We start from the raw sequence: 20,323 nt of genomic DNA on the forward strand, positions 1-20,323 counted from the left end.
TCCGATACCTCTGGCTCGATGCCCGACGCGCCCGATACCAAGGTCGACGTGCGCGACACGTTCGGCATCGATGTCGACTGGCAGGTTCCCGCCTTCAGCGCCAATGACGAGCACGTCCCGGAGCTGGACGACAGCTACGTCTTCGATCCCGACACGACGCTCGCGATCCTAGCGGGCTTTGCGCACAACCGGCGCGTGATGATCCAGGGCTATCACGGCACCGGCAAGTCGACCCATATCGAACAGGTCGCCGCGCGCCTCAACTGGCCGAGCATCCGCGTAAATCTCGATGCGCATATCAGCCGCATCGACCTCGTTGGCCGCGATGCGATCGTGCTCAAGGACGGGTTGCAGGTGACCGAGTTCAAGGAAGGGATTCTGCCGTATGCGCTGCAGCATCCGGTCGCGCTGACCTTCGACGAATACGATGCGGGCCGTCCGGACGTGATGTTCGTGATCCAGCGCGTGCTCGAATTCGATGGCCGGCTTACGCTGCTGGATCAGAACCGGGTCATCACGCCAAACCCCTGGTTCCGCCTGTTTGCGACGACCAACACGGTCGGCCTCGGCGATACGAGCGGGCTCTATCACGGCACGCAGGCGATCAATCAGGCCCAGATGGACCGCTGGAACATCGTCACCGCGCTCAATTACCTGTCCGCCGAGACCGAGGAGCAGATCGTCAAGTCCAAGACGCCCGAAGTGGACGACAAGCGGATTGCCGACATGGTGAAGGTCGCCGAACTGACGCGTCAGGGTTTCATGAGCGGCGACATCTCGACGGTCATGAGCCCGCGCACGGTCATCACCTGGGCTCAGAATGCCGAGATCTTCGGCTCGGTCGGTTTCGCCTTCCGCCTCTCCTTCCTCAACAAATGCGATGAAGCCGAACGCGCGCTGGTGAGCGAATATTACCAGCGCGTCTTCGACGAAGACCTTCCCGAGAGCGCGGCAAAGGGAGCGTAGAGGCGAGCCCTCAGCCGTGAGTGGTGCCGGGAGCACCGCGCTCTTGCATCGCGCCGTATTGCGCTGCTAACACACCACTACGATGGCGTTCCTCGAACGATTCTTCAGACGGTCCGACGATGGTGGCCCGCCCGGCGGCGAGGGCGGATATTATCCGCTTTACGAGACGCAGCGCCCGCTTGATCCGGACGAGACAAGCGACACTTACAGGCCCGCGGGCTCGACCGATTTTTCGCGCTGGGATGCGAAACTGTCGAGCCTCGATGGGGAGGTGGAAGCCGAGGAGCGGCGGCGCCTGCCGATCTGGAAACCCGACTATTGGCGCGGGCGGCAAAAGCGTTGGTGGGCGGCGCGCATTGTCGCAGGTGTGCTGGCAGTGCTCATGGCGATGGTGGCCTGGCTCGCGATCACCGCGCCGCTGTCCAAAAGCCTTGAGCCGATCGCCGCGCCGCAGGTGACGTTGCTTGCCAGCGACGGGACGCCGATCGCGCGCTCCGGCGCGAACGTCGCCGATCCGGTCGAGGTCGCCAAGCTGCCGCCACATGTGGTCCAGGCGTTTCTGGCGATCGAGGACCGCACCTTCTATTCGCATGTCGGGGTGAGCGCCAAAGGCATCGCCCGCGCCGCATTGACCGGGCGGGGCGGCGGCAGCACGATCACCCAGCAGCTGGCGAAATTCACTTGGCTTACCCCTGAGCGCAGCCTGACGCGCAAGGCGCAGGAGGCGATGATCGCTCTGTGGATCGAGGCGTGGTTGACTAAGGACGAAATCCTCGAACGCTACCTCTCCAACGCCTATTTCGGCGACAACCAATACGGGCTTCGCGCCGCCAGCCTGCACTATTTCTACCGCCATCCCGAAAACTTGAAACCCGAACAGGCGGCGATGTTGGCGGGTCTGTTGCAAGCGCCGTCGCGCTACGCGCCGACGCATCATTACGACCGGGCGAAGAAGCGCATGGACCTAGTGGTGGCGGCGATGGTGGAGGAGGGCTATCTGACGCGGGCGCAGGCCGCTGCGCTACCCGCCCCCGCGCTCGACGTGCGCACGCGCGAGGAGCTTCCGACCGGCACCTATTTCGCCGACTGGGCGCTGCCGCTGGCGCGCGAGGGGATCGAGGCGGGCTACGAGAAGCAGGTTGTCGAGACGACGCTCGATGCAAGGCTCCAGACGCTGGCCGGGCGCGTGGTAAGCCGGGCGGCTCTGGGAGAGGCGCAGGTGGCGCTGGTCGCGATGCGGCCGACGGGCGAAGTCGTGGCGATGGTCGGCGGGAAGGATTACGCCGCGAGCGCCTTCAACCGCGCGACGCAGGCGCGGCGGCAGCCTGGATCGACCTTCAAGCTGTTCGTCTATCTCGCCGCGCTGGAAGCGGGCTGGGATCCCGAGGATCGCATCTCGAACCTGCCGATCGAACAGGGCAGCTACCGGCCGAAGAATGCACGCGAGCGTTATTCCGATGCGATCACGCTCGAGGAGGCGTTCGCCCGGTCGAGCAATGTCGCGGCGGTCCGCCTGCTGGGCGAGGTCGGCAGCGAGGAAGTCATTGCCACCGCCCGCTCGCTCGGCGTGCGCACGCCTATGCCGCAAGGGGATCCAAGCCTTGCCCTTGGCACATCGAGTATGATGCTGCTCGAGCTCACCGCCGCCTATGCGGGCGTGGCGGCCAATCGCTTCCCGGTGCAGGCGCGGGCCTTTCCGCGCGAAGAGGAAAGCTGGTGGGGGCGGATCACCTCGCGCGAGGACAGCATGGGCGAGCGGGTCCACCGCGATATCGAGCAGCTGCTGCGCGCGGCGATCAATCGCGGCACGGGCGAGGCGGCGGAACTGCCGATCGCGAATTACGGCAAGACCGGGACGACGCAGGATTATCGCGACGCGCTGTTCGTCGGCTATGCCGGGGATCTCGTGGTCGGCGTATGGGTTGGCAATGACGACAACACGCCGATGAGTCGGGTAACGGGCGGCGGCTTGCCGGCGCGGATCTGGAAGGACTTCATGCGCGGCGCGCTCGACCTGCCCGCGGTCCGGCCGGACAATGCGCCCGACCCGCAGGGACCGGTTCAGCCGCTCGATATCGACGAGGGCGAGGAAATCCTGCTGGGCGAGGAAGGGACGGCGCTGCGGATCGGCGAGGACGGACTGATCCTCTCCCAGGACGGCGTGCCGCTAGATCTCAGGATCGACCGCGACGGAGTGCGTCTGTCACCCAATGGGCGGGACGACGCGCGGCTGCGGCGCGAACGGGATCGGATCGAGCGCGAGATCGAGCGCGAAATGGAACGGATCGAAGCGGAAATGGAGCGGCTGGAGAATGGGCCGTAAACGCGCCCGCTGCAGATTCATCCCATCAGGATGTTAAGGATGGCGGTGGCGATGGGCCGGTCGCGGTCGTCCTGCCATGCTTCGACCGCGACATTGGCATTGCGTCGCCCCAGGCGAGTTACACGTCCTTGCGCGAAGCTCGGCTTTGCTTTGCCCGCGGAGAGATATTGCACCGTGATATTGACCGGTTTGAGCCTGGCCTTGCGTCCTTCGGCGGTAAGCCGCGCGCGCAGGGCGGCATAGGCGGCGTTCTCCAGCAGGCCCGCGGTCGCCCCGCCATGATAATGGCCGGGACGCCCCTCGACACCTGGTCCGAAATCCACGGTCAGCATCGGCGCTTCGTCGCTCGCATCATCAACCCGCACGCCGAGCGCGCTGGCATAGGCGGGCAGCGTAGCGCTATCCTCGGTCCCTCGCTCAGGCATCGCCGGTCCCCGCTGCATTGATCTGCGCCCGGCCCGAGGCGAGCTGTGCGCTTCGCGGATCGCCGCCAAGCGTCATGAAAACGCCGGCGATCGTCGCGACGGGATCGTCCCGGTCGCCGTCATGCGCCACCCCGCGCACGAAGGCGGCGGAGCGAGTGATGCGGTAGCATTGCGCGCGCCCGAACACGGCGGCTTTCTCCGCCGATGCGCGCTGGTAATCGACCCTGAGATCGAGCGTCGCGACGGGGACGAAATTGCCGCTCGTCTGCCACACCGCCATGCCGCTCGCCATGTCCATCAGGCTGATGATCGGGCCCGAGGCGAGGACTGGTCGGTCTGGCTCGCCAAGCAGATCTTCGCGCCAGGGCAGTTCGAGCTCGACCCAATCCTCGCCCTGATCGCTAAACCTGAGGCCGAGCCAGCCGGGATGGCCATGGCGGAAGAAGAACGGCGCGGCGGTGCGGGCATCGAAGCGCGCGGGCGCGGAAGAAGACCCCTGGTTCATCGCCAAAGCCTTGGCGCGGGCCGGGCGGCGGCACAAGGGGCGTTAAAGCACGCCGCCCGCCAGCCGGTCGATCGCGCCTTGGAGGATGATGGCGGCGGCATGGCTGTCGATCCGCTCTGCGCGGCGGGCGCGGCTCATATCCTGCCCGATCATCGCCGCCTCGGCGCTTTGGGTGGACCAGCGTTCGTCCCACAGCAGCACGGGCAGGGCGAACGCGCTTTCCGCATTGCGGGCAAAGGCGCGGCTCGCCTGGGCGCGCGGCCCTTCGCTGCCGTCCATATTGCGCGGCAGGCCGATGACCAGCCCGGCAACCGCGCGCGCGGCGATCAACTCTTGCAGCGCGGTCCGGTCCTTCCCCCATTTGCCGCGCGGCAGCGTCTTGCCATTCGTCGCAAAGCGCCAGCCGGCATCGCAGAAGGCGGTGCCGATCGTCTTGGTACCGAGATCGAGCGACATCAGCACGCCGCCGTCGGGCAGGGCCTCGGCAAAATCGCTGGCGCTGTCGGTGATCAGCGCGCGTCGTCCGTCCGGGCGAAGGCTCGCACACGGCGCACGACATCGGCTTTGGTGTTAGCCCAGAACAGCGGGATGTCGTAGACGTGATAATTGTTGCCCGGCAGGACGTAGGAACCCATGCGCGGCGGGTCGCCGATCAGCAGCAATCCGCGCTCGTCGCAAGTGGCTGGCACGGCGGCAGGCACGAGCTCCCCGTTCGACATCGTGTCGTCGGGCACCAGCGTGCCGAGATTGGCGCTCGCCGGGGCGGAGCCACCGAAACTGCCGGTCAGCGGATTGGTGCACAGGATCTGGCTGTCGCTACGAGGACTGCCATCGAAGCCGGTCGAGGCGGAATAGGTCCGCATCAGCGGGGCAGGATCGGCAGGCTCGGCAAAGCTCGACCAGGAAATGAGGCAGCCGGTTTGGTTGGGCGTCGCACAGGCGGGCAGACCGAGCGTCGGAAGATCGCGTTCGACCGAGACCGGCCAGCCGATCGCATAAGCCGCCACGAGGCGATCCGCGACGCCCAGGCTGCGGACTTCCTCGCGCAGGAGACGCAGCAGGTGGAGCGAACCCTGGCTGTGCCCCGCCACTACGATCGGCATGTCGTCGTCGATGGTGTCGACGAAGAAGCGGAAGGCTTCGCGAATGTCCGCATAGGCGGCATCGATCGCCTGGTCGCCTTCGGGCGCGTCGGTGAGGAACGCGCCCATCGTCGCCTGGCGATAGCGCGGCGCCCAGATTTCGGACGCCGCATTGAACGGGCTTGCCATGCCGCGCAGATAGATGCGCGCGACGCGTTCGGCTTCCTCGTCGCCGATCGGCGCGTTCCAATTCTCGCGGCTGAGATAGCTGGTCGGATGGATGAAGAAGACCGCAAAGTCGGGCGCATCGTAGAAGCGCTCCCCGGGTCTCCCTGCGGAACGGGCCGGATTTGCGTCGGTTACGGCGGCGTCCGGGTCATTCCCTTCACGCGGTCTGGACTGTGCATCGCCGTTCTCCTCGGGCGAGGCGAAAGCGGGCTGCCAGCGGGCGGGATCGTTCACGCCGATACCTGGGCGCGAATACCAAAGACCCGGGTCCTGATAGGCGTTTGCTTCGAGCGGCTCGGTCGGTGTGAACTCACCCGAAGGGACAAGCGCGATCGCCGCAATCTCGTCCTGGAACATTTCGTAGGCGATCCGACCGCCTACGAAGAGGACGACGATGATCGCGATGAGATAGAGGAATTTGCGGGCCATGGCGGTGCGTTGGGCTTGAATCGCTTCGTGGCGGTGCGGCAGGGCGCTACTGCGCCGGTGCCGTCGCTTCGCTCTGCGGCGCCCTCTCCCCGCGGTCGGGATACATCTCGTCGGTCACCATCGGGCGCAGCGTCGTCCAGGCGCGTTCGCCGCGCAGGGCGGAGAACCAGGAGAGCGGGTTCCAGCTCGCCGACCCGTCGAGCGAGAAGGTGATGAACTCCGCCCGCCCGCCGATATTTTCGAGCGGAACCGCGCCGCCCAATCCCCGCGCTTCAGCAGGCGCGCGACTGTCCGCGCTCTCGTCGCGATTGTCGCCCATGACGAAGGCATGGCCCGCGGGCACCTCGTAGGGGCCGAAATTGTCGAGCGTCTGGCGGCGATGGTCTATGACGAGATAGCTTGCCCCGTTGGGGAGCGTCTCACGGTAGGTTGGCGGCTCGAAATATTGCTGTCCGTCTTCTCCGCGCACCCGGTAGGCCTCGAAATTCAGGAGACAAGGCGCGCCGTTGCACAACAGTTCGGGCTCGAACGGAATACGCACCGGAGGCATGACTTCTCGGGTTATCTGTTCGCCATTGAGGATAATGCGCCCGTCGCGCACCTCGATCGTATCGTCGGGCAGGGCGACGACGCGCTTGATATAATCCTCGTCGCGGATCGGATGCACGGGAATGACGATGTCGCCATATTCGGGCGTCGATCCCAGAACCCGCCAATCGCCCCGCGGCAGCAAGTGGAAACTCGCCGAAGCCCAGGACCAGCCATAGGGATATTTGCTGACGATCAACCGGTCGCCGACATAGAGTGCTGGCATCATCGAGGTCGAGGGGATGTAGAATGGCTTGGCGACAAGGCTGTGAAAGGCCAGCACCGCGAGCAGCATCAGCGCGAGGCCGCGAAACTCCGCGAACCAGTCGACGCGGGATTCGCTCTCGCCCTCTTCCGCGCCTTTCGCTTGTAAAGGCTGCGCACCATCATTCGAATGCGGCTCGTTGAGGTTCTGGCGGGTGGCGGGCGTTTGCAAATTGCTCACATTCGGTCTTTTCGTGGCGGTCTTTTCGTGGATCGGGCGCGTCAGGTCCGGGGATGGGCTTCGATGATGACGAAAGCCTGCGCCCATGGATGGTCGTCCGTGAGGGTCAGATGAATGTGCGCTTCATGGCCTTGCGGCGTCAATTCTTCAAGCCGCTTCGCCGCGCCACCGGTCAACGCGAGCGTCGGCGCACCAGATCGGGCGTTAACGACGCCGATATCTTTCATGAAGACCCCGCGCCTGAAGCCCGTGCCGACCGCCTTGCTGAAAGCCTCCTTGGCGGCGAAACGCTTGGCGTATGTGCCGGCGATTGTGAAGGGCCGGCGGCGGGCCTTGGTCCGCTCGATTTCGGTGAAGACACGGGTTTCGAACCGCTCGCCGAAGCGATCGAGCGAATTGGCGATACGCTCGATATTGCACAAATCGGATCCGAGCCCGATGATCATGCGCTGCGCCTTGGTTGGTCGGTTGAGGGTAGTCTCGTTCCCGGCCTCATAACGCTCTCGCCAAGACTAGCATCGCCAGCAGCAGCGCAATCACGTGCAGCATGACCTGCGACTTGAACAGGGGATGGGCAAAGTCCCCGCGCGCGAATTTGAGCGCGCCGACGAAGCCGAAAATCTGTAGCGCCACCCAGCCGATCGCGAAGGGTCGCAAGATGCCGGTATTGAGCGCAAAGCCGAGAAAGCCGACCGCAACGAGGAACAGCAGCGCGGCGGCGAGCGCCCAGCGTTTCTGCGCAGGGGCGAGGGGCGGCAGGTCTTGCTGCGTCATCAGCTCGGCGCCCCGCTCATCGCGCGTCGTCCATTAGTTCGCGCATCCTGCGGATCGCGGGTTCGAGCCCGCTGAAGATCGCCTCGCCGATGAGGTAGTGCCCGATATTCAGCTCCGCGAGTTGCGGGATTGCGGCGATCGGCTGCACATTGTCGAAAGTAAGGCCGTGGCCCGCGTGGGGCTCGATCCCGTTCTTGGCGGCGAGCGCTGCCATGTCGGCGATGCGGCGCAGTTCCGCCTCGGTGCGGGCGCGATCGTCGTCGAGGATTGCGTGGGCGTATTCGCCGGTGTGGAACTCGACCACGGGGACATTGAGCCGCGCGGCGGCGTCGAGCTGGCGCTCGTTCGCCTCTATGAAAAGGGACACGCGAATGCCTGCCTCGCGCAAGCGATCGACGATCGGGACAAGCGTGTTGTGCAACCCCGCCGCGTCAAGCCCGCCTTCGGTGGTGCGCTCTTCGCGCTTTTCAGGGACGATGCAGGCCGCATGCGGGGTATGTCTTAGAGCGATGGCGAGCATTTCCTCGGTCGCCGCCATTTCGAGGTTCAGGGGGAGGTCGGTCGCGTGCTGGATGCGCGCAAGGTCCTCGTCGCGGATGTGGCGGCGGTCTTCACGCAGGTGGGCCGTGATGCCATCACCGCCGACTGCGGCAACGATCTCGGCGGCACGAACCGGATCGGGATGGTCTCCGCCGCGCGCATTGCGGATGGTCGCGACGTGATCGATATTGACGCCGAGGCGCAGCCGGTGCGCGCTTGTATCGGTCCTGTCCATCATGCGCTTCTAACCTGCCAAATCCCGGCTGCCGGGTTTTTCCGCAGGTATCTCGGCAAGCTCCGGCGGCAGCGCGTCGGGCGCATAATCGGGCACGTCCATCGCGACCAGCGAAACCAGCTCGGCGCCGATATCCGCGCGTCCGCCCGACCTATCGATTAGGCAGGCGGCGCCAAGAAATTCGCCCGGATGCTCGCGGATCGCCGCGATGCATTCGCGCGAGGACAGACCGGTGGTGACGATATCCTCGACCATGACCACGCGCGTGCCTTCGGGAATGCGAAAGCCGCGGCGCAGGGCGAAGGCACCATCCTCGCGCTCGACGAACACCGCGCGGCAGCCGAGCGCGCGCGCGGTTTCGTAGCCTGGAATGATGCCGCCCATCGCCGGCGAGACGATCATGTCGACCGCCCCGAAACGCTCGCGAATCCGATCCGCCAGCGCGCGGCAGATGCGTTCTGTCCGATCGGGATATTGGAACACCCGCATCTTCTGGAGAAAGATCGGCGAGTGGCGACCCGAGGAGAGGATGAAATGACCTTCGAGAAGCGCATCGCTGGCGCGGAATTCGTCGAGCACGTCCTGCTGCGTCATCGGGGTCGGGGTCTCTTCGTCGCGGCGCGGCCGTAAAGATGGCTTGCCAAGTGAACATGGTGCAATGGAGTTTGCGCAAAATTCTACTAGAAGCGCTTGAGGCCCCGGGCAAGCACAGCTAAGGGACAGCGCAAGGTGTGGCTTGCGTGCCACTGCCGTGCTGGATGCACGCAAGGCGAAAGTGTTCGCGCATGCGTCCGGCTCAAGATGACATCTGGACTAGATCCTCGAACCGAACAGGCATGATTATGGGTCAGGCTTTTGCCCGCATGAAATTTGGAATGTTCGCGCTGATTGCCGCGATGCTGGCGCTGCTCATGCCGCAAATGACGATTGCGCAGGACGAAGCTCCCAGCGACAGCGACCTGGAAATGGTGCAGCGCGGAGTTCTGGGCGAAGCGCCGCCGACCGCGATGCCGCGCGAGGTAATCGCCGGCGAAACCGAACCCCCGGCGCCGAGCGGTGCCTACACGCCGATGGAGCCGACGCCCGGCAAGGGCATGCCGACTTCGTTCGAAGAAGATGCCGCCAAGAGCATGACTTTTCAGGATCAATATTCGGTCGATGGCGAATACGCGCTGTGGATGCACGATACGATCCTGTTGCCGATCATTACCGCGATCAGCCTGCTCGTGCTCGGCCTGCTGCTTTATGCGGTTGTCCGGTTCAACCGCCGCTCGAACCCGGTGCCTTCGAAAACGACCCACAACACGCTGATCGAGGTCATCTGGACGATCGTTCCGGTGATTATCCTGGTCGTTATCGCCGTGCCTTCGATCACGCTGCTGGCGCGGCAATATGAAAACCCGCCTGAGGATGCAATCACGGTCAAGGCTGTGGGCTATCAGTGGTATTGGGGCTATGAATATCCCGATCACGACGTCGAGGTAATCTCCAACATGCTGTCCGATGCCGACGCCATCGCCAATGGCGAACCGGCGCAGCTGGCGGTCGACAATCGCATGGTCGTGCCGGCTGGCGTTCCGATCCGCCTGCAGACGACCGCGGCAGACGTGATCCATTCCTTCGCCGTGCCGTCGCTATGGTTCAAGCAGGATGCGGTCCCAGGCCGCCTCAACGAACGAATGCTCGTGATCGAAGAGCCGGGCGTCTATTATGGCCAGTGTTCGGAACTGTGCGGATCGCGCCATGCCTACATGCCGATCGCGGTCGAGGCGCTGCCGATGGACGCTTTCAACGAATGGGTCCGTTCGCAGGGTGGAACCGTACCTGGTGAAGAGGAATTGGAAGATAACGAGATCGTACCAGCGGCCGAAGCGCGTCCCGACGATCTTGACGCTGAAGAGACGGTCGCGGGCGAGCCGGCGACCTGACGCCGCGACCCTACACGACGACGAATTAAAACCGCGAAAGACCAGACAGATATGGCCACCACCGCAGACAATTTCGCCCCCAGCGCCGGAGCCGGCACGACCACGGGCGGGCATCACGACGACCATCATGGGGCCGATCACAAGCCCGGTTTCTTCGCGCGCTGGTTCATGTCCACGAACCACAAGGATATTGGCTCGCTCTACCTGATCTTCGCGATCTTTGCCGGGATCATCGGCGGTGCGATCTCGGGCATCATGCGGCTTGAGTTGGCACAGCCGGGCATCCAGTATCTGCAGTTCTGGGCGCAGTTCATGGGCGGCGCGAACGACATCAACACCGCGCTCCACATGTGGAACGTCTTCATCACCGCGCACGGCCTGATCATGGTCTTCTTCATGGTCATGCCCGCGATGATCGGGGGCTTCGGCAACTGGTTTGTCCCGCTGATGATCGGTGCCCCCGACATGGCGTTTCCGCGGATGAACAACATCTCCTTCTGGCTGACCGTCGTCGGCTTTCTAAGCCTTATGTTCTCGCTGTTCGTGCCCGGCGGCACCGGGCCGGGTGCAGGCGTGGGCTGGACCGTCTATGCCCCGCTGTCGACTTCCGGTTCGCAAGGTCCCGCGGTCGATTTCGCGATCTTCTCCCTGCACCTTGCGGGTGCCGGCTCGATCCTGGGCGCGACCAATTTCATTACCACCATCTTCAACATGCGTGCGCCTGGCATGACGCTGCACAAGATGCCGCTGTTCGTGTGGTCGGTCCTTGTCACCGCCTTCCTGCTGCTGCTCGCGCTGCCAGTGCTGGCCGCGGCGATCACCATGCTGCTGACCGATCGTAACTTCGGCACGACCTTCTTCGATCCGGCCGGTGGCGGCGATCCGGTGCTCTACCAGCACCTGTTCTGGTTCTTCGGTCACCCTGAGGTTTACATCATGATCCTGCCGGGCTTCGGCATGATCTCGCAGATCGTTGCGACCTTCAGCCGCAAGCCCGTCTTCGGCTATCTCGGCATGGCCTACGCCATGGTCGCGATCGGCGTCGTCGGCTTCATCGTGTGGGCGCACCACATGTATACGGTCGGCCTAGATGTGAACACGAAGATGTATTTCACCGCCGCAACGATGGTGATCGCCGTCCCGACCGGCGTGAAGATCTTCAGCTGGATCGCGACGATGTGGGGCGGCAGCCTCGAATTCAAGTCGCCGATGGTCTGGTCGCTGGGCTTCATCTTCCTGTTCACCGTTGGCGGTGTGACCGGTGTCGTACTCGCCAATGGCGGCATCGACGACAACCTGCATGATACGTATTATGTGGTGGCGCACTTCCACTACGTACTGTCGATGGGCGCGGTTTTCTCGATGTTCGCCGGTTTCTACTACTGGTTCCCGAAGATGAGCGGACGGATGCATTCCGAGATGCTGAGCCACCTGCATTTCTGGGTGTTCTTCGTGGGCGTGAACATCATTTTCTTTCCGCAGCATTTCCTCGGAATGCAGGGTATGCCGCGGCGCTATCCCGACTATCCCGAAGCCTTCACCTTCTGGAACGAGGTCAGCTCGTTCGGCTACATGATTATGGCCGCCTCGATGCTGATTTTCTTCGCCAATCTGGTCTATGCCTTCGTCGCAGGGCGCAAGGCGGAGGCCAATCCGTGGGGCGAAGGGGCAACGACGCTCGAATGGACGCTGCCGAGCCCGCCGCCCTACCACCAGTTCGAAACGCTGCCGGTGATCGAGGATCATCACGACTACCACGATCACCGTCCGGCGGACGCCAAGCCGGCAACCGCTTGATCGTGCCCGTTGCCGCGGCCTCGGCCGTGGCGCGGATTTGAGGAACCGATAGGAGGGGCGCGCTCGAGCTGGGCGCGCTTCTTCGCAAAAGACCGACCCGAACCGAACCGCTCATGACGCTTCTCACACCCCAATCCCAGCTTCCGGCCAGCGCCGCCGCGCTGCCGACCGAGTGGCGCGATTTCCTCGCGCTGACTAAGCCGCGTGTGATGACGCTGGTGATCTTCACCGCGATCTGCGGCCTGTTGGCGGCGCCCGGTTCGATCCACCCGGTGCTCGGCTTCACCGCGGTGCTGGGGATCGCGATGGGGGCCGGCGGATCCGCGGCGCTCAACCATTGGTGGGAAGCCGATCTCGACGCAGGCATGAAGCGCACCGCAAACCGTCCGCTCCCCGGTGGCCGGATGCGGCGCGAGGATGCGCGCGATTTCGGTCTGTTCCTGTCGGCCACCTCGGTGTTCTTGATGGGTGTGGCGATCGGGTGGCTCGCGGCGATCATGCTGGCGGCGGCAATCGTATATTACGCGGTCATCTACACAATGTGGCTCAAGCCGCGCACGCCGCAGAACATCGTCATCGGCGGCGGCGCTGGTGCATTTCCGCCGCTGATCGGCTGGATCGCGGTCACCGGCGAGATAACGGCGATGCCGCTTCTCCTCTTCGCGATCATCTTTATGTGGACCCCGCCGCATTTCTGGGCGCTCGCACTGTTCGTGAAGACCGACTACGCCAATGTCGGCATTCCAATGATGCCGGTGGTGCGCGGCGAGCGTTCGACCCGTCACCAGATCCTCGCCTACACCGTCCTCCTCGCGCCCGTTGCGCTCGCACCGTGGCTGATCGGGGGGACGAGCTGGGTCTATGGCTCGGTTGCGCTCGTGCTCTCGGCCCTTTTCCTCGCGCTCGCTGTTCCGGTGGGGATGCGCGAACGGGGCGAAGACGAAGGATCGCAGCCTGAAATCCGCCTGTTCAAGTTCTCGATCTATTACCTATTCGTCCTCTTCGCCGCGCTGGTTGCCGACCGGCTGTTGGCCGCGAACGGATGGGTCGGGGGAGGGCTCTTCGCATGAGCATGACGCCCGACGAGGAAACCGAGTTCAAGCGGCGGCAAAAGGCGCGCAACTACGTGGTCGGCGGGGTGCTCTTATTCTTCGCCGTCTTGTTCTACGCGATCACCGTCGTGAGGATCGGGGACTAGGCGTGGCGACGACAACCTTCGATTCCGACACGGCGCGCCGCAATGCCCGGACCGGTATGCTCGCCATCCTGGGCGCGCTCGCCATGCTCGGCCTCGGCTATGCCGCGGTTCCGCTTTACGACCTGTTCTGCCGCGTGACCGGCTTTGGCGGGACGACGCAGATTGCCACCGACGCGCAGGCCAATGCCGCCGCCTCGGCAGGCATTACGCGCGACATTTCGATCCGCTTTGACGCGTCGACTGCACGCAATGTGCCTTGGCAGTTCGCCCCGTCGCAATCCACCGACACCGTGCGCATCGGTCAGCGCGATCTTGCCACCTATGTCGCGAAGAACGACAGCAGCTTACCGATCACCGGCACGGCGACCTTCAATGTCGAGCCTTCGCAGGCGGGCAAATATTTTCACAAGATCCAGTGTTTCTGCTTCACCGAGCAAACGCTTGCGCCCGGGCAGGAAGTGACCATGCCCGTGCTCTATTACGTCGATCCTGCGATCCTCGAGGACGACGTGATCGGCGATATCGAGCAGATTACCCTCAGTTACACTTTTCACCGCGCAAAAGAGCCCGTAACGAGTGCTCTCGACCGCTCGCAATAAGCCTCCTTCGCAGGGACAGGACACGCATCATGGCCGGTAATGTAAACCACGATTATCACATTCTCGATCCCGATCCCTGGCCGCTGATCGGCGCGTTTTCGGCGTTGACCTTCACCAGCGGGATGGTCTTGTCCTTCTACCCCGACCTGTTCGGCGCGGTGGCCGATGTCGTGCTTTATCTCGGGCTGGCGGGCCTGATCGCGACCTTCTTCTTCTGGTTCCGCAACGTCGTCATCGAGGCGCAGCGCGGCGACCACACCCCGGTCGTCCAGCTGCATATGCGCTACGGCATGATCCTGTTCATCGCGTCGGAAGTCATGTTCTTCGTCGGCTGGTTCTGGAGCTTTTTCGACTTCGCGCTGTTCCCCGAGCCGCTGGTCTACAACGCCGATAGCGACACGACCACGAACCTGTTCCTCGGTGACAACACGCTGGGTCTCGGCACCTTCGTCCCCGAAGGCATGGAAGTGCTCGATCCGTTCAGCCTGCCGCTTCTCAACACGCTGATCCTGTTGTGCTCGGGCACCACCGTCACTTGGGCGCACCACGCGCTGGTCCATGGCGATCGCGAGGGGCTGAAGCAGGGTCTGTGGGCGACCATTGGCCTGGGCCTCCTGTTCAGCGCGATCCAGGCCTACGAATATGCAGTCGCGCCCTTCGGTTTCGGCGGCAACACCTATAGCTCGGCTTTCTACATGGCGACCGGCTTTCACGGCTTCCACGTTGTGGTCGGCACTATCTTCCTCGCCGTATGCCTCTACCGCGCCTATCTGGGCCATTTCACCCCGCGCCAGCATTTCGGCTTCGAAGCCGCGGCCTGGTATTGGCATTTCGTTGACGTGGTGTGGCTGTTCCTGTTCATCGCGGTCTATATCTGGGGCGGCTGGGGCGCCGAATTCCACTGATCGATGCGCATTCGCGGGTGACTGAAAAACGCGCGTCGGACATCAAAGGGCAGCCCGGGCTTCTCCGGGCTGCCCTTTTGGGTTTGTGCCCGCGCTGCGGCTCCCCGACCCTGTTCGAAGCGTCGGCAAGGGTCGCACTGCGCTGTTCCTCTTGTGGGCTCGATCTGGGTGCGCTGGAGCGGGGGGGCCGGTTAGCGGGCATGCTGACCGCTCTGGTGGCAATCGTCCTTATCCTTATCGCCTACGCGGTGGAAACGAAGCTGCGCCCGCCGCTGTGGCTGCAGGCGGCGTTCTGGGCTCCGGTCACCGTCGGGGTCGTGATCTACGCGCTGCGGCTGTTCAAGACGACGCTGCTCTACGCTTCCTTTGAGCGGCGTGAAGGCGATGAACCATGATCCGCCGCCTCCCCCTCCTGCCGACGATCGTGGTCGTCGCGGCGGCGGCGATCATGGTCGCGCTCGGCTTCTGGCAGCTGGGCAAGGTAGAGGCGAAAGCCGCGCTTATCGCCAGCTACGAAGAGGCGGGCGGCGAGGCGGCGCCGGTGCCTTTCCCGCAAGACGGCGAGGGTGAGGCGGTCTGGTTCCGGCGCAGTACACTCGACTGCACCGATCCGGGCGCGGCGGAGCCGGTGGCCGGAACGGCGGCGAATGGCGCCAAGGGCTGGACGGTGCGGGTCGAATGCAGTTCGGGGAGCAGGCCGGACGCGCTGGTCGATCTCGGCTTCAGCCAGGACCTCGACCTGCCGGTATGGGAGGGCGGACGTGTCGAAGGCATCGTCGCTCCGGGGCCGCGCCTGGTCGCCGATCCCCCGGTGGCAGGGTTGCAGCCGCTTGCGAAGCCCGATCCGCGCGAATTGCCGAACAATCACCTGTCCTACGCCATCCAGTGGTTCGGCTTTGCGCTGACAGCCTTGGTGATTTTCTTTCTGGCAGTACGGGCGCGGATAGGTCGGCGTTAGCCCTTCTCCCGCCCGCAGAAACACCGCAACTTGCTCCTGCACACGGCCATCGCTATTCGCACCCCCCACAATGCACTATGTCTCCACCCGCGGCTCTGCACCCAAGCTCGATTTCGAGGGCGCGACCCTTGCCGGCCTTGCCAGCGATGGCGGGCTCTATGTGCCCGAGCGCTGGCCGCAAATGTCGCCGGACGAAATCCGCGACCTGCGTGGCCTGCCCTATGCCAGCCTCGCCGCGCGGATCATGGAGCCCTTCGTCGAACCCTCGCTGACACGCGAGGAGATCGAGCGCCTGTGCGAGGCTGTCTATCGTGATTTCGGCCACGCCGCCGTCGCTCCTCTGGTTCAGCTGGATCAGCAGCATTGGGTGCTCGAACTGTTCCATGGGCCGACGCTCGCCTTCAAGGACGTGGCGCTGCAGATGCTGGGTCATCTGTTCGAGACCTTTCTCGAGCGGCGCGGCGAGCGCCTGACCATCGTGGGCGCAACTAGCGGCGACACCGGTTCGGCGGCGATCAATGCGGTGGCGGGGCGTGATCGAACCGAGATTTTCATGCTTCACCCGAAGGGAAGGGTGAGCGAAGTCCAGCGCCGGCAAATGACGACCGTGCGCGCGCCCAATGTTCACAATCTCGCGATCGAGGGCAGTTTCGACGACGCGCAGCGCCACGTGAAGCGCATGTTCGGCGACGAAGCGGTGACGGGGCAGCTCAATCTGGGCGCGGTCAATTCGATCAACTGGGCGCGGTTGATGGCGCAGGTGGTTTATTATTTCTACGCGGCGCTGCAACTTGGCGCACCCGATCGCCGCGTCGCCTTCAGCGTGCCGACGGGCAATTTCGGCGACGTGTTCGCCGGCTATGTCGCGCATGCGATGGGGCTGCCGATCGAGCGGCTGATCGTCGCGACCAATGTCAACGATATCCTCCACCGTGCGCTAGGCGAAGGCGACTATTCCGCCGCCAGCGTCACGGCGACCATCACACCCTCGATGGACATCCAGGTTAGCAGCAATTTCGAGCGGCTGCTCTTCGATTGCGGCGGGCGCGACGGGGCGGCTTTGTGCGAGCAGATGCGCGGCTTCGACGAGACGAGCGCGATGCGGCTGACCGACGGCCAGCGCGAGGGGATGGCGAAACTGTTTTCGAGCGCACGGGCGGATCAGGACGAGACGGCGCGCGCGCTGCAATGGGCGTGGCGCCATGCCGGGCAGGTGATTGACCCGCATACCGGCGTTGGGCTCCACGCGAGCCTTTCCGCCGACATCGCGCCCGGCGTGCCGATCGTGACTTTGGCCACCGCGCATCCGGCGAAGTTCAACGATGCGGTCGAGCGCGCAATCGGCGTTCGCCCCGCACTGCCGCCGCGAGTGGGCGACCTGTTCGGGCGCGAGGAACATTTCTGCGAGCTGGGCGGCGATTACGAGGCGTCGCGCGACTTCGTGCTCGAGAACGCGACCCGCTCCGCCTGATGGCACGGCTCGCCGAGCAACCCATCGTGATGGAATGCGCGGGCTGGGACGACTATCGCCTGCTCGACAGCGGAGCGGGGCGCAAGTTCGAGGCATTCGGCCCACACGCCTTCATCCGTCCCGAACCCCAGGCCCTGTGCCAACCGCGGCTTGGTGAGTGGCCCGCAGCGGGCGAATTCATTCCCGGGTCGGACGAGGATGGCGGCGGGCGCTGGAACCTCTCGCCCGAAGTCCCTGACGGGTGGGAGCTCACCTGGAACCAGCTGCGCTTCACTGCGCAGCCGACGCCCTTTCGCCATCTGCAGTTCTTCCCCGACATGGCGCCGGTTTGGGATTGGATGCGCGACCAGCTTAGGGAGCGCGACGATGCCGAGACGCTCAACCTGTTCGGCTATACCGGACTCGGATCCCTCGCGCTGTCGCAGCATGGCCGGGTCACTCATGTCGACGCTTCGAAGAAATCGGTGGCACAGGCGCGCGCGAATGCGGCGCTGTCGGGAATGGATGAGCGGCCGATCCGCTGGCTGGTCGACGATGCCGCCAAGTTCACCGCGCGCGAAGTGCGCCGGGGGCGGCGTTATGACGGCATCATCCTCGATCCGCCAAAATTCGGGCGCGGCCCGAAGAACGAAACCTGGCGGCTGGAGGAAGGGCTGCCCGGCCTCGTCGCCGATTGCGCTGCGCTGCTCGATCCGGGCAGCCGCTTTCTCTTCCTCACCGTCTATGCCGTGCGCATGAGCAGCCTCGCGATCGCCGGCTTGCTCGAAGAGGCGCTGCGCAACCTCCCCGGCCATATCGAGCACGGCGATATCGCAGTGCGCGAGGAGCCAGTGGGGGACGGGCGCCCGCGCAGGCTCTTGCCAACCGCGATCTTCGCGCGCTGGAGCAATCCGGGCTAGGGCGGGCTTGGAATGAACACGAACGATTCGCTGATCCTCGAAGTCGCCGACCTCGAAGTGGATGTCCTGACCGGCATCTATTCGGAGGAAACCGGCAAGAAACAGCCGCTGCGCATCACGGTGCAGGCGCGCTACGAGGTCGCGCCGCATTACGACGTCGACACGCCGCTCGATGCGAGCAAAAACTACATGGATCTGAAATTTGCCATGTCGGACGGCCTGCCGGATGGGGTGCACTTCAAATTGATCGAGGCCGTGGCCGATCATATCTGCCAAACGCTGTTCGTGCAGGACAAACGGATCGAGGCGGTGACGGTTAAGATCGTCAAGCTCGCCATTGCACAGGCTGGCGAGCAGATCGGCATCACGCTGCACCGAGAGCGCCCGGATGGCGGGGGCTGAACGGCGATGGCGCAGCGCATCTACGAAGTGCCCGAATTGCCCGGCGAAAGCCTGGCCGCGGCGAGCGCCTTTCACGAACGGCACCTGGCCGAAGTACGCGATGCCATCGAACCGCGCGAAGGCGAGAGCCTGGTCGTGACGCTGCCGGCCGCCGGGCCGGACCATGCCGATTGGCGCTCGGCAATCGCCCGCGATCTCGCCCGCGCCATGACGCCAGCGCGCGTCAATCTCGCTGCCGGGGCCGATCCGTCGAAACTTGCCGCGCTGATAGTATATCTCGCTGGCGCGCCGGGCGTGACCGGCCATTATCTCGAGACCCATGACTGAGCCAGCCGCCCGCCTGCGCGACCGGATCGAGATCGGTGCCGCCTCCACCCCGGCGTCTGCGCTGATTGATGCGTTCGGGCGGCGCATTTCCTATCTGCGCCTGTCGGTGACCGATCGCTGCGACCTCAGATGCAGCTATTGTATGCCCGAGCGCATGACGTTCCTTCCGAAGCGCGAGGTGCTGACGCTCGAAGAGCTTTACGATCTGGCCCGCGGCTTCATCGCACGCGGCGTTACGAAGATCCGCATTACCGGCGGCGAACCGCTGGTGCGGCGCGATATCGGCGATCTATTCGCCAGCCTCGGGCGGTACCTGGGGAAGGGCTTGGACGAGCTTACGCTGACCACCAACGGCACCCGGCTCGCAGATCATGCCGCCGCTTTGCGCAGCGCTGGGGTGCGGCGGGTGAATGTCTCGCTCGACACGCTTGAGCCCGCTCTGTTCGAACAGCTTTCGCGGCGCGATGCGCTGGCGCAGGTGCTGGACGGGATCGCCGCTGCGAAGGCGGCGGGGCTGCGCGTCAAGATCAATGCGGTCGCGCTAAGGGGCGCAAACGAGGACGAGTTGCCGCGCCTGATCGAATGGGCGCATGGTGAGGGGCACGAGGTCACGCTGATCGAAGTCATGCCGCTGGGCGATGTCGAGGGCGAGCGGCTCGACCACTATCTGCCGCTCGACCTCGTGCGTGCGCGTCTGGCGGAGCGTTGGACACTGCGGGAGAGCGACGCGACTACCGGGGGTCCGGCACGTTATGTAGATGTGGCCGAGACCGGCGGGCGGCTGGGCTTCATCACCCCGCACACGCACAATTTCTGCGACGGCTGCAACCGAATTCGGGTGACGGCTACCGGGCAGCTTTATCCATGCCTCGGCGGGGCGGAGCGGGTCGATCTGCGCGCGGCGCTTCGGTCCGACGCCCCGCGCGAAAACCTCGCCGCCGCGCTCGACCGGGCGATGGCGATTAAGCCCGAGCGCCACGATTTTCGCATGGACCGCCGCGGCGCCGCGCCTGCTCTCGCACGGCATATGTCGATGACGGGCGGATGAGGGCTGTGGGCGTCACCATCCTATTCCTCGGCCCCTTGCGCGATGTGGCGGGACGGCAGAGCCTCGAGACGAATGCTCCGCTCGATTGGAGCGGTCTGCTCGAAGCGGTCGGTCCCGATGTCGCCGCTCAGCTAGCCGAAGAGCGGGTCAACGTCGCCTGCCGCGGGAAGGTGCTTGCGGACAAGACCGCTCTCGAAGCGCGCGAAGGCGACGAGGTTGCTCTGCTTCCGCCCGTTTCGGGAGGCTGAGCG

Annotated in this window: 25 protein-coding genes; 16 read left to right on the forward strand and 9 right to left on the reverse strand. The window is 64.6% G+C overall.

Annotated features, from left to right (window positions below):
* Positions 1-18 precede the first annotated feature (18 nt).
* Positions 19-966 (forward strand): cobaltochelatase subunit CobS, encoded by a 948-nt coding sequence (cobS, locus tag V2I30_RS01960; RefSeq protein ID WP_330660550.1) that lies wholly within the window; start codon positions 19-21, stop codon positions 964-966.
* 82 nt (positions 967-1,048) lie between these two features.
* A complete protein-coding gene (locus tag V2I30_RS01965; RefSeq protein ID WP_330660382.1) occupies positions 1,049-3,289 on the forward strand; it encodes a transglycosylase domain-containing protein in 2,241 nt (746 codons plus the stop codon).
* 17 nt (positions 3,290-3,306) lie between these two features.
* Here the strand turns inward: V2I30_RS01965 and V2I30_RS01970 are convergent, their stop codons facing one another.
* The 9 genes from V2I30_RS01970 to pyrE are packed head-to-tail and all read right to left on the reverse strand — an operon-like array spanning position 3,307 to position 9,134.
* Positions 3,307-3,714, reverse strand: a complete 408-nt coding sequence (locus tag V2I30_RS01970; RefSeq protein WP_330660383.1) for a PaaI family thioesterase — start codon at positions 3,712-3,714, stop codon at positions 3,307-3,309.
* Positions 3,707-4,219, reverse strand: coding sequence for a PaaI family thioesterase (locus tag V2I30_RS01975; protein WP_330660384.1), 513 nt, complete (start codon positions 4,217-4,219; stop codon positions 3,707-3,709). The genes V2I30_RS01970 and V2I30_RS01975 overlap by 8 nt, the downstream gene beginning before the upstream one ends.
* 42 nt (positions 4,220-4,261) lie before the next feature.
* Positions 4,262-4,675 carry a Holliday junction resolvase RuvX gene (gene ruvX, locus V2I30_RS01980; protein ID WP_330660385.1) on the reverse strand — a complete coding sequence of 138 codons (414 nt, stop codon included), beginning with the start codon at positions 4,673-4,675 and terminating at the stop codon, positions 4,262-4,264.
* Between the two features lie 53 nt (positions 4,676-4,728).
* Entirely contained in the window at positions 4,729-5,958 is a 1,230-nt protein-coding gene (locus tag V2I30_RS01985) for a DUF3089 domain-containing protein (RefSeq protein WP_330660386.1), read from the reverse strand.
* A 46-nt stretch (positions 5,959-6,004) separates the two neighbouring features.
* Positions 6,005-6,991 (reverse strand): signal peptidase I, encoded by a 987-nt coding sequence (gene lepB / locus V2I30_RS01990; RefSeq protein ID WP_330660387.1) that lies wholly within the window; start codon positions 6,989-6,991, stop codon positions 6,005-6,007.
* Between the two features lie 41 nt (positions 6,992-7,032).
* Complete coding sequence (gene acpS / locus V2I30_RS01995) at positions 7,033-7,437, reverse strand: holo-ACP synthase (protein ID WP_330660388.1); 405 nt, start codon at positions 7,435-7,437, stop codon at positions 7,033-7,035.
* 46 nt (positions 7,438-7,483) lie between these two features.
* On the reverse strand, positions 7,484-7,765 hold the full coding sequence (locus V2I30_RS02000; RefSeq protein ID WP_330660389.1) for a pyridoxal phosphate biosynthetic protein: 282 nt from the start codon (positions 7,763-7,765) through the stop codon (positions 7,484-7,486).
* Positions 7,766-7,781: 16 nt separating this feature from the next.
* Positions 7,782-8,543 (reverse strand): pyridoxine 5'-phosphate synthase, encoded by a 762-nt coding sequence (locus tag V2I30_RS02005; protein ID WP_330660390.1) that lies wholly within the window; start codon positions 8,541-8,543, stop codon positions 7,782-7,784.
* A gap of 6 nt (positions 8,544-8,549) precedes the next feature.
* Entirely contained in the window at positions 8,550-9,134 is a 585-nt protein-coding gene (gene pyrE, locus V2I30_RS02010) for an orotate phosphoribosyltransferase (protein ID WP_330660391.1), read from the reverse strand.
* 269 nt (positions 9,135-9,403) lie between these two features.
* On the opposite strand from pyrE, the gene coxB reads away from it, so the two are divergent.
* From coxB to V2I30_RS02080, 14 genes are all read left to right on the forward strand, one after another.
* Positions 9,404-10,468: a cytochrome c oxidase subunit II gene (coxB, locus tag V2I30_RS02015; RefSeq protein WP_330660392.1), complete on the forward strand. Its 1,065-nt coding sequence runs from the start codon at positions 9,404-9,406 to the stop codon at positions 10,466-10,468.
* A gap of 51 nt (positions 10,469-10,519) precedes the next feature.
* Positions 10,520-12,265, forward strand: a complete 1,746-nt coding sequence (ctaD, locus tag V2I30_RS02020) for a cytochrome c oxidase subunit I (RefSeq protein ID WP_330660393.1) — start codon at positions 10,520-10,522, stop codon at positions 12,263-12,265.
* Positions 12,266-12,378: 113 nt separating this feature from the next.
* The gene (locus V2I30_RS02025; protein WP_330660394.1) at positions 12,379-13,335 is read left to right on the forward strand and encodes a heme o synthase; all 957 of its coding nucleotides are present in this window, start codon (positions 12,379-12,381) and stop codon (positions 13,333-13,335) included.
* Entirely contained in the window at positions 13,332-13,463 is a 132-nt protein-coding gene (locus V2I30_RS02030) for a hypothetical protein (protein WP_330660562.1), read from the forward strand. The genes V2I30_RS02025 and V2I30_RS02030 overlap by 4 nt, the downstream gene beginning before the upstream one ends.
* A 2-nt stretch (positions 13,464-13,465) precedes the next feature.
* Complete coding sequence (locus V2I30_RS02035; RefSeq protein WP_330660395.1) at positions 13,466-14,062, forward strand: cytochrome c oxidase assembly protein; 597 nt, start codon at positions 13,466-13,468, stop codon at positions 14,060-14,062.
* A 29-nt stretch (positions 14,063-14,091) separates the two neighbouring features.
* The gene (locus tag V2I30_RS02040; RefSeq protein ID WP_330660396.1) at positions 14,092-14,967 is read left to right on the forward strand and encodes a cytochrome c oxidase subunit 3; all 876 of its coding nucleotides are present in this window, start codon (positions 14,092-14,094) and stop codon (positions 14,965-14,967) included.
* A gap of 17 nt (positions 14,968-14,984) precedes the next feature.
* Positions 14,985-15,362, forward strand: a complete 378-nt coding sequence (locus V2I30_RS02045) for a DUF983 domain-containing protein (protein ID WP_330660397.1) — start codon at positions 14,985-14,987, stop codon at positions 15,360-15,362.
* Positions 15,359-15,925 (forward strand): SURF1 family cytochrome oxidase biogenesis protein, encoded by a 567-nt coding sequence (locus V2I30_RS02050; RefSeq protein ID WP_330660398.1) that lies wholly within the window; start codon positions 15,359-15,361, stop codon positions 15,923-15,925. Before V2I30_RS02045 ends, V2I30_RS02050 begins: the two co-directional genes overlap by 4 nt.
* 70 nt (positions 15,926-15,995) lie before the next feature.
* Entirely contained in the window at positions 15,996-17,396 is a 1,401-nt protein-coding gene (thrC, locus tag V2I30_RS02055; protein ID WP_330660399.1) for a threonine synthase, read from the forward strand.
* On the forward strand, positions 17,396-18,295 hold the full coding sequence (locus V2I30_RS02060; protein WP_330660400.1) for a class I SAM-dependent methyltransferase: 900 nt from the start codon (positions 17,396-17,398) through the stop codon (positions 18,293-18,295). Before thrC ends, V2I30_RS02060 begins: the two co-directional genes overlap by 1 nt.
* 12 nt (positions 18,296-18,307) lie before the next feature.
* Positions 18,308-18,697, forward strand: coding sequence for a dihydroneopterin aldolase (locus V2I30_RS02065; protein WP_330660401.1), 390 nt, complete (start codon positions 18,308-18,310; stop codon positions 18,695-18,697).
* A 6-nt stretch (positions 18,698-18,703) separates the two neighbouring features.
* Positions 18,704-19,024 (forward strand): Rossmann fold domain-containing protein, encoded by a 321-nt coding sequence (locus V2I30_RS02070; protein WP_330660402.1) that lies wholly within the window; start codon positions 18,704-18,706, stop codon positions 19,022-19,024.
* Positions 19,017-20,072: a GTP 3',8-cyclase MoaA gene (moaA, locus tag V2I30_RS02075; RefSeq protein WP_330660403.1), complete on the forward strand. Its 1,056-nt coding sequence runs from the start codon at positions 19,017-19,019 to the stop codon at positions 20,070-20,072. The genes V2I30_RS02070 and moaA overlap by 8 nt, the downstream gene beginning before the upstream one ends.
* Positions 20,069-20,320, forward strand: coding sequence for a MoaD/ThiS family protein (locus tag V2I30_RS02080; RefSeq protein WP_330660404.1), 252 nt, complete (start codon positions 20,069-20,071; stop codon positions 20,318-20,320). The genes moaA and V2I30_RS02080 overlap by 4 nt, the downstream gene beginning before the upstream one ends.
* The last annotated feature ends 3 nt before the right edge of the window (positions 20,321-20,323 follow it).

This window comes from Erythrobacter sp. (assembly GCF_036351135.1).
Classification (GTDB): Bacteria; Pseudomonadota; Alphaproteobacteria; order Sphingomonadales; family Sphingomonadaceae; genus Erythrobacter.

Excerpts from the sequence above, each read along its gene's own strand:
- cobS (WP_330660550.1), top strand. The coding sequence starts at position 19 with ATGCCCGACGCGCCCGATACCAAGGTCGACGTGCGCGACACGTTCGGC.
- V2I30_RS01970 (WP_330660383.1), bottom strand. The coding sequence starts at position 3,714 with ATGCCTGAGCGAGGGACCGAGGATAGCGCTACGCTGCCCGCCTATGCC.
- V2I30_RS02025 (WP_330660394.1), top strand. The coding sequence starts at position 12,379 with ATGACGCTTCTCACACCCCAATCCCAGCTTCCGGCCAGCGCCGCCGCG.
- V2I30_RS02060 (WP_330660400.1), top strand. The coding sequence starts at position 17,396 with ATGGCACGGCTCGCCGAGCAACCCATCGTGATGGAATGCGCGGGCTGG.
- V2I30_RS02040 (WP_330660396.1), top strand. The coding sequence starts at position 14,092 with ATGGCCGGTAATGTAAACCACGATTATCACATTCTCGATCCCGATCCC.
- coxB (WP_330660392.1), top strand. The coding sequence starts at position 9,404 with ATGAAATTTGGAATGTTCGCGCTGATTGCCGCGATGCTGGCGCTGCTC.
- V2I30_RS02080 (WP_330660404.1), top strand. The coding sequence starts at position 20,069 with ATGAGGGCTGTGGGCGTCACCATCCTATTCCTCGGCCCCTTGCGCGAT.
- V2I30_RS02050 (WP_330660398.1), top strand. The coding sequence starts at position 15,359 with ATGATCCGCCGCCTCCCCCTCCTGCCGACGATCGTGGTCGTCGCGGCG.
- V2I30_RS02070 (WP_330660402.1), top strand. The coding sequence starts at position 18,704 with ATGGCGCAGCGCATCTACGAAGTGCCCGAATTGCCCGGCGAAAGCCTG.
- acpS (WP_330660388.1), bottom strand. The coding sequence starts at position 7,437 with ATGATCATCGGGCTCGGATCCGATTTGTGCAATATCGAGCGTATCGCC.
- pyrE (WP_330660391.1), bottom strand. The coding sequence starts at position 9,134 with ATGACGCAGCAGGACGTGCTCGACGAATTCCGCGCCAGCGATGCGCTT.
- moaA (WP_330660403.1), top strand. The coding sequence starts at position 19,017 with ATGACTGAGCCAGCCGCCCGCCTGCGCGACCGGATCGAGATCGGTGCC.
- ctaD (WP_330660393.1), top strand. The coding sequence starts at position 10,520 with ATGGCCACCACCGCAGACAATTTCGCCCCCAGCGCCGGAGCCGGCACG.
- V2I30_RS02000 (WP_330660389.1), bottom strand. The coding sequence starts at position 7,765 with ATGACGCAGCAAGACCTGCCGCCCCTCGCCCCTGCGCAGAAACGCTGG.
- V2I30_RS01975 (WP_330660384.1), bottom strand. The coding sequence starts at position 4,219 with ATGAACCAGGGGTCTTCTTCCGCGCCCGCGCGCTTCGATGCCCGCACC.
- V2I30_RS01985 (WP_330660386.1), bottom strand. The coding sequence starts at position 5,958 with ATGGCCCGCAAATTCCTCTATCTCATCGCGATCATCGTCGTCCTCTTC.
- ruvX (WP_330660385.1), bottom strand. The coding sequence starts at position 4,675 with ATGTCGCTCGATCTCGGTACCAAGACGATCGGCACCGCCTTCTGCGAT.
- V2I30_RS02065 (WP_330660401.1), top strand. The coding sequence starts at position 18,308 with ATGAACACGAACGATTCGCTGATCCTCGAAGTCGCCGACCTCGAAGTG.
- V2I30_RS01965 (WP_330660382.1), top strand. The coding sequence starts at position 1,049 with ATGGCGTTCCTCGAACGATTCTTCAGACGGTCCGACGATGGTGGCCCG.
- V2I30_RS02030 (WP_330660562.1), top strand. The coding sequence starts at position 13,332 with ATGAGCATGACGCCCGACGAGGAAACCGAGTTCAAGCGGCGGCAAAAG.
- thrC (WP_330660399.1), top strand. The coding sequence starts at position 15,996 with ATGCACTATGTCTCCACCCGCGGCTCTGCACCCAAGCTCGATTTCGAG.
- V2I30_RS02005 (WP_330660390.1), bottom strand. The coding sequence starts at position 8,543 with ATGATGGACAGGACCGATACAAGCGCGCACCGGCTGCGCCTCGGCGTC.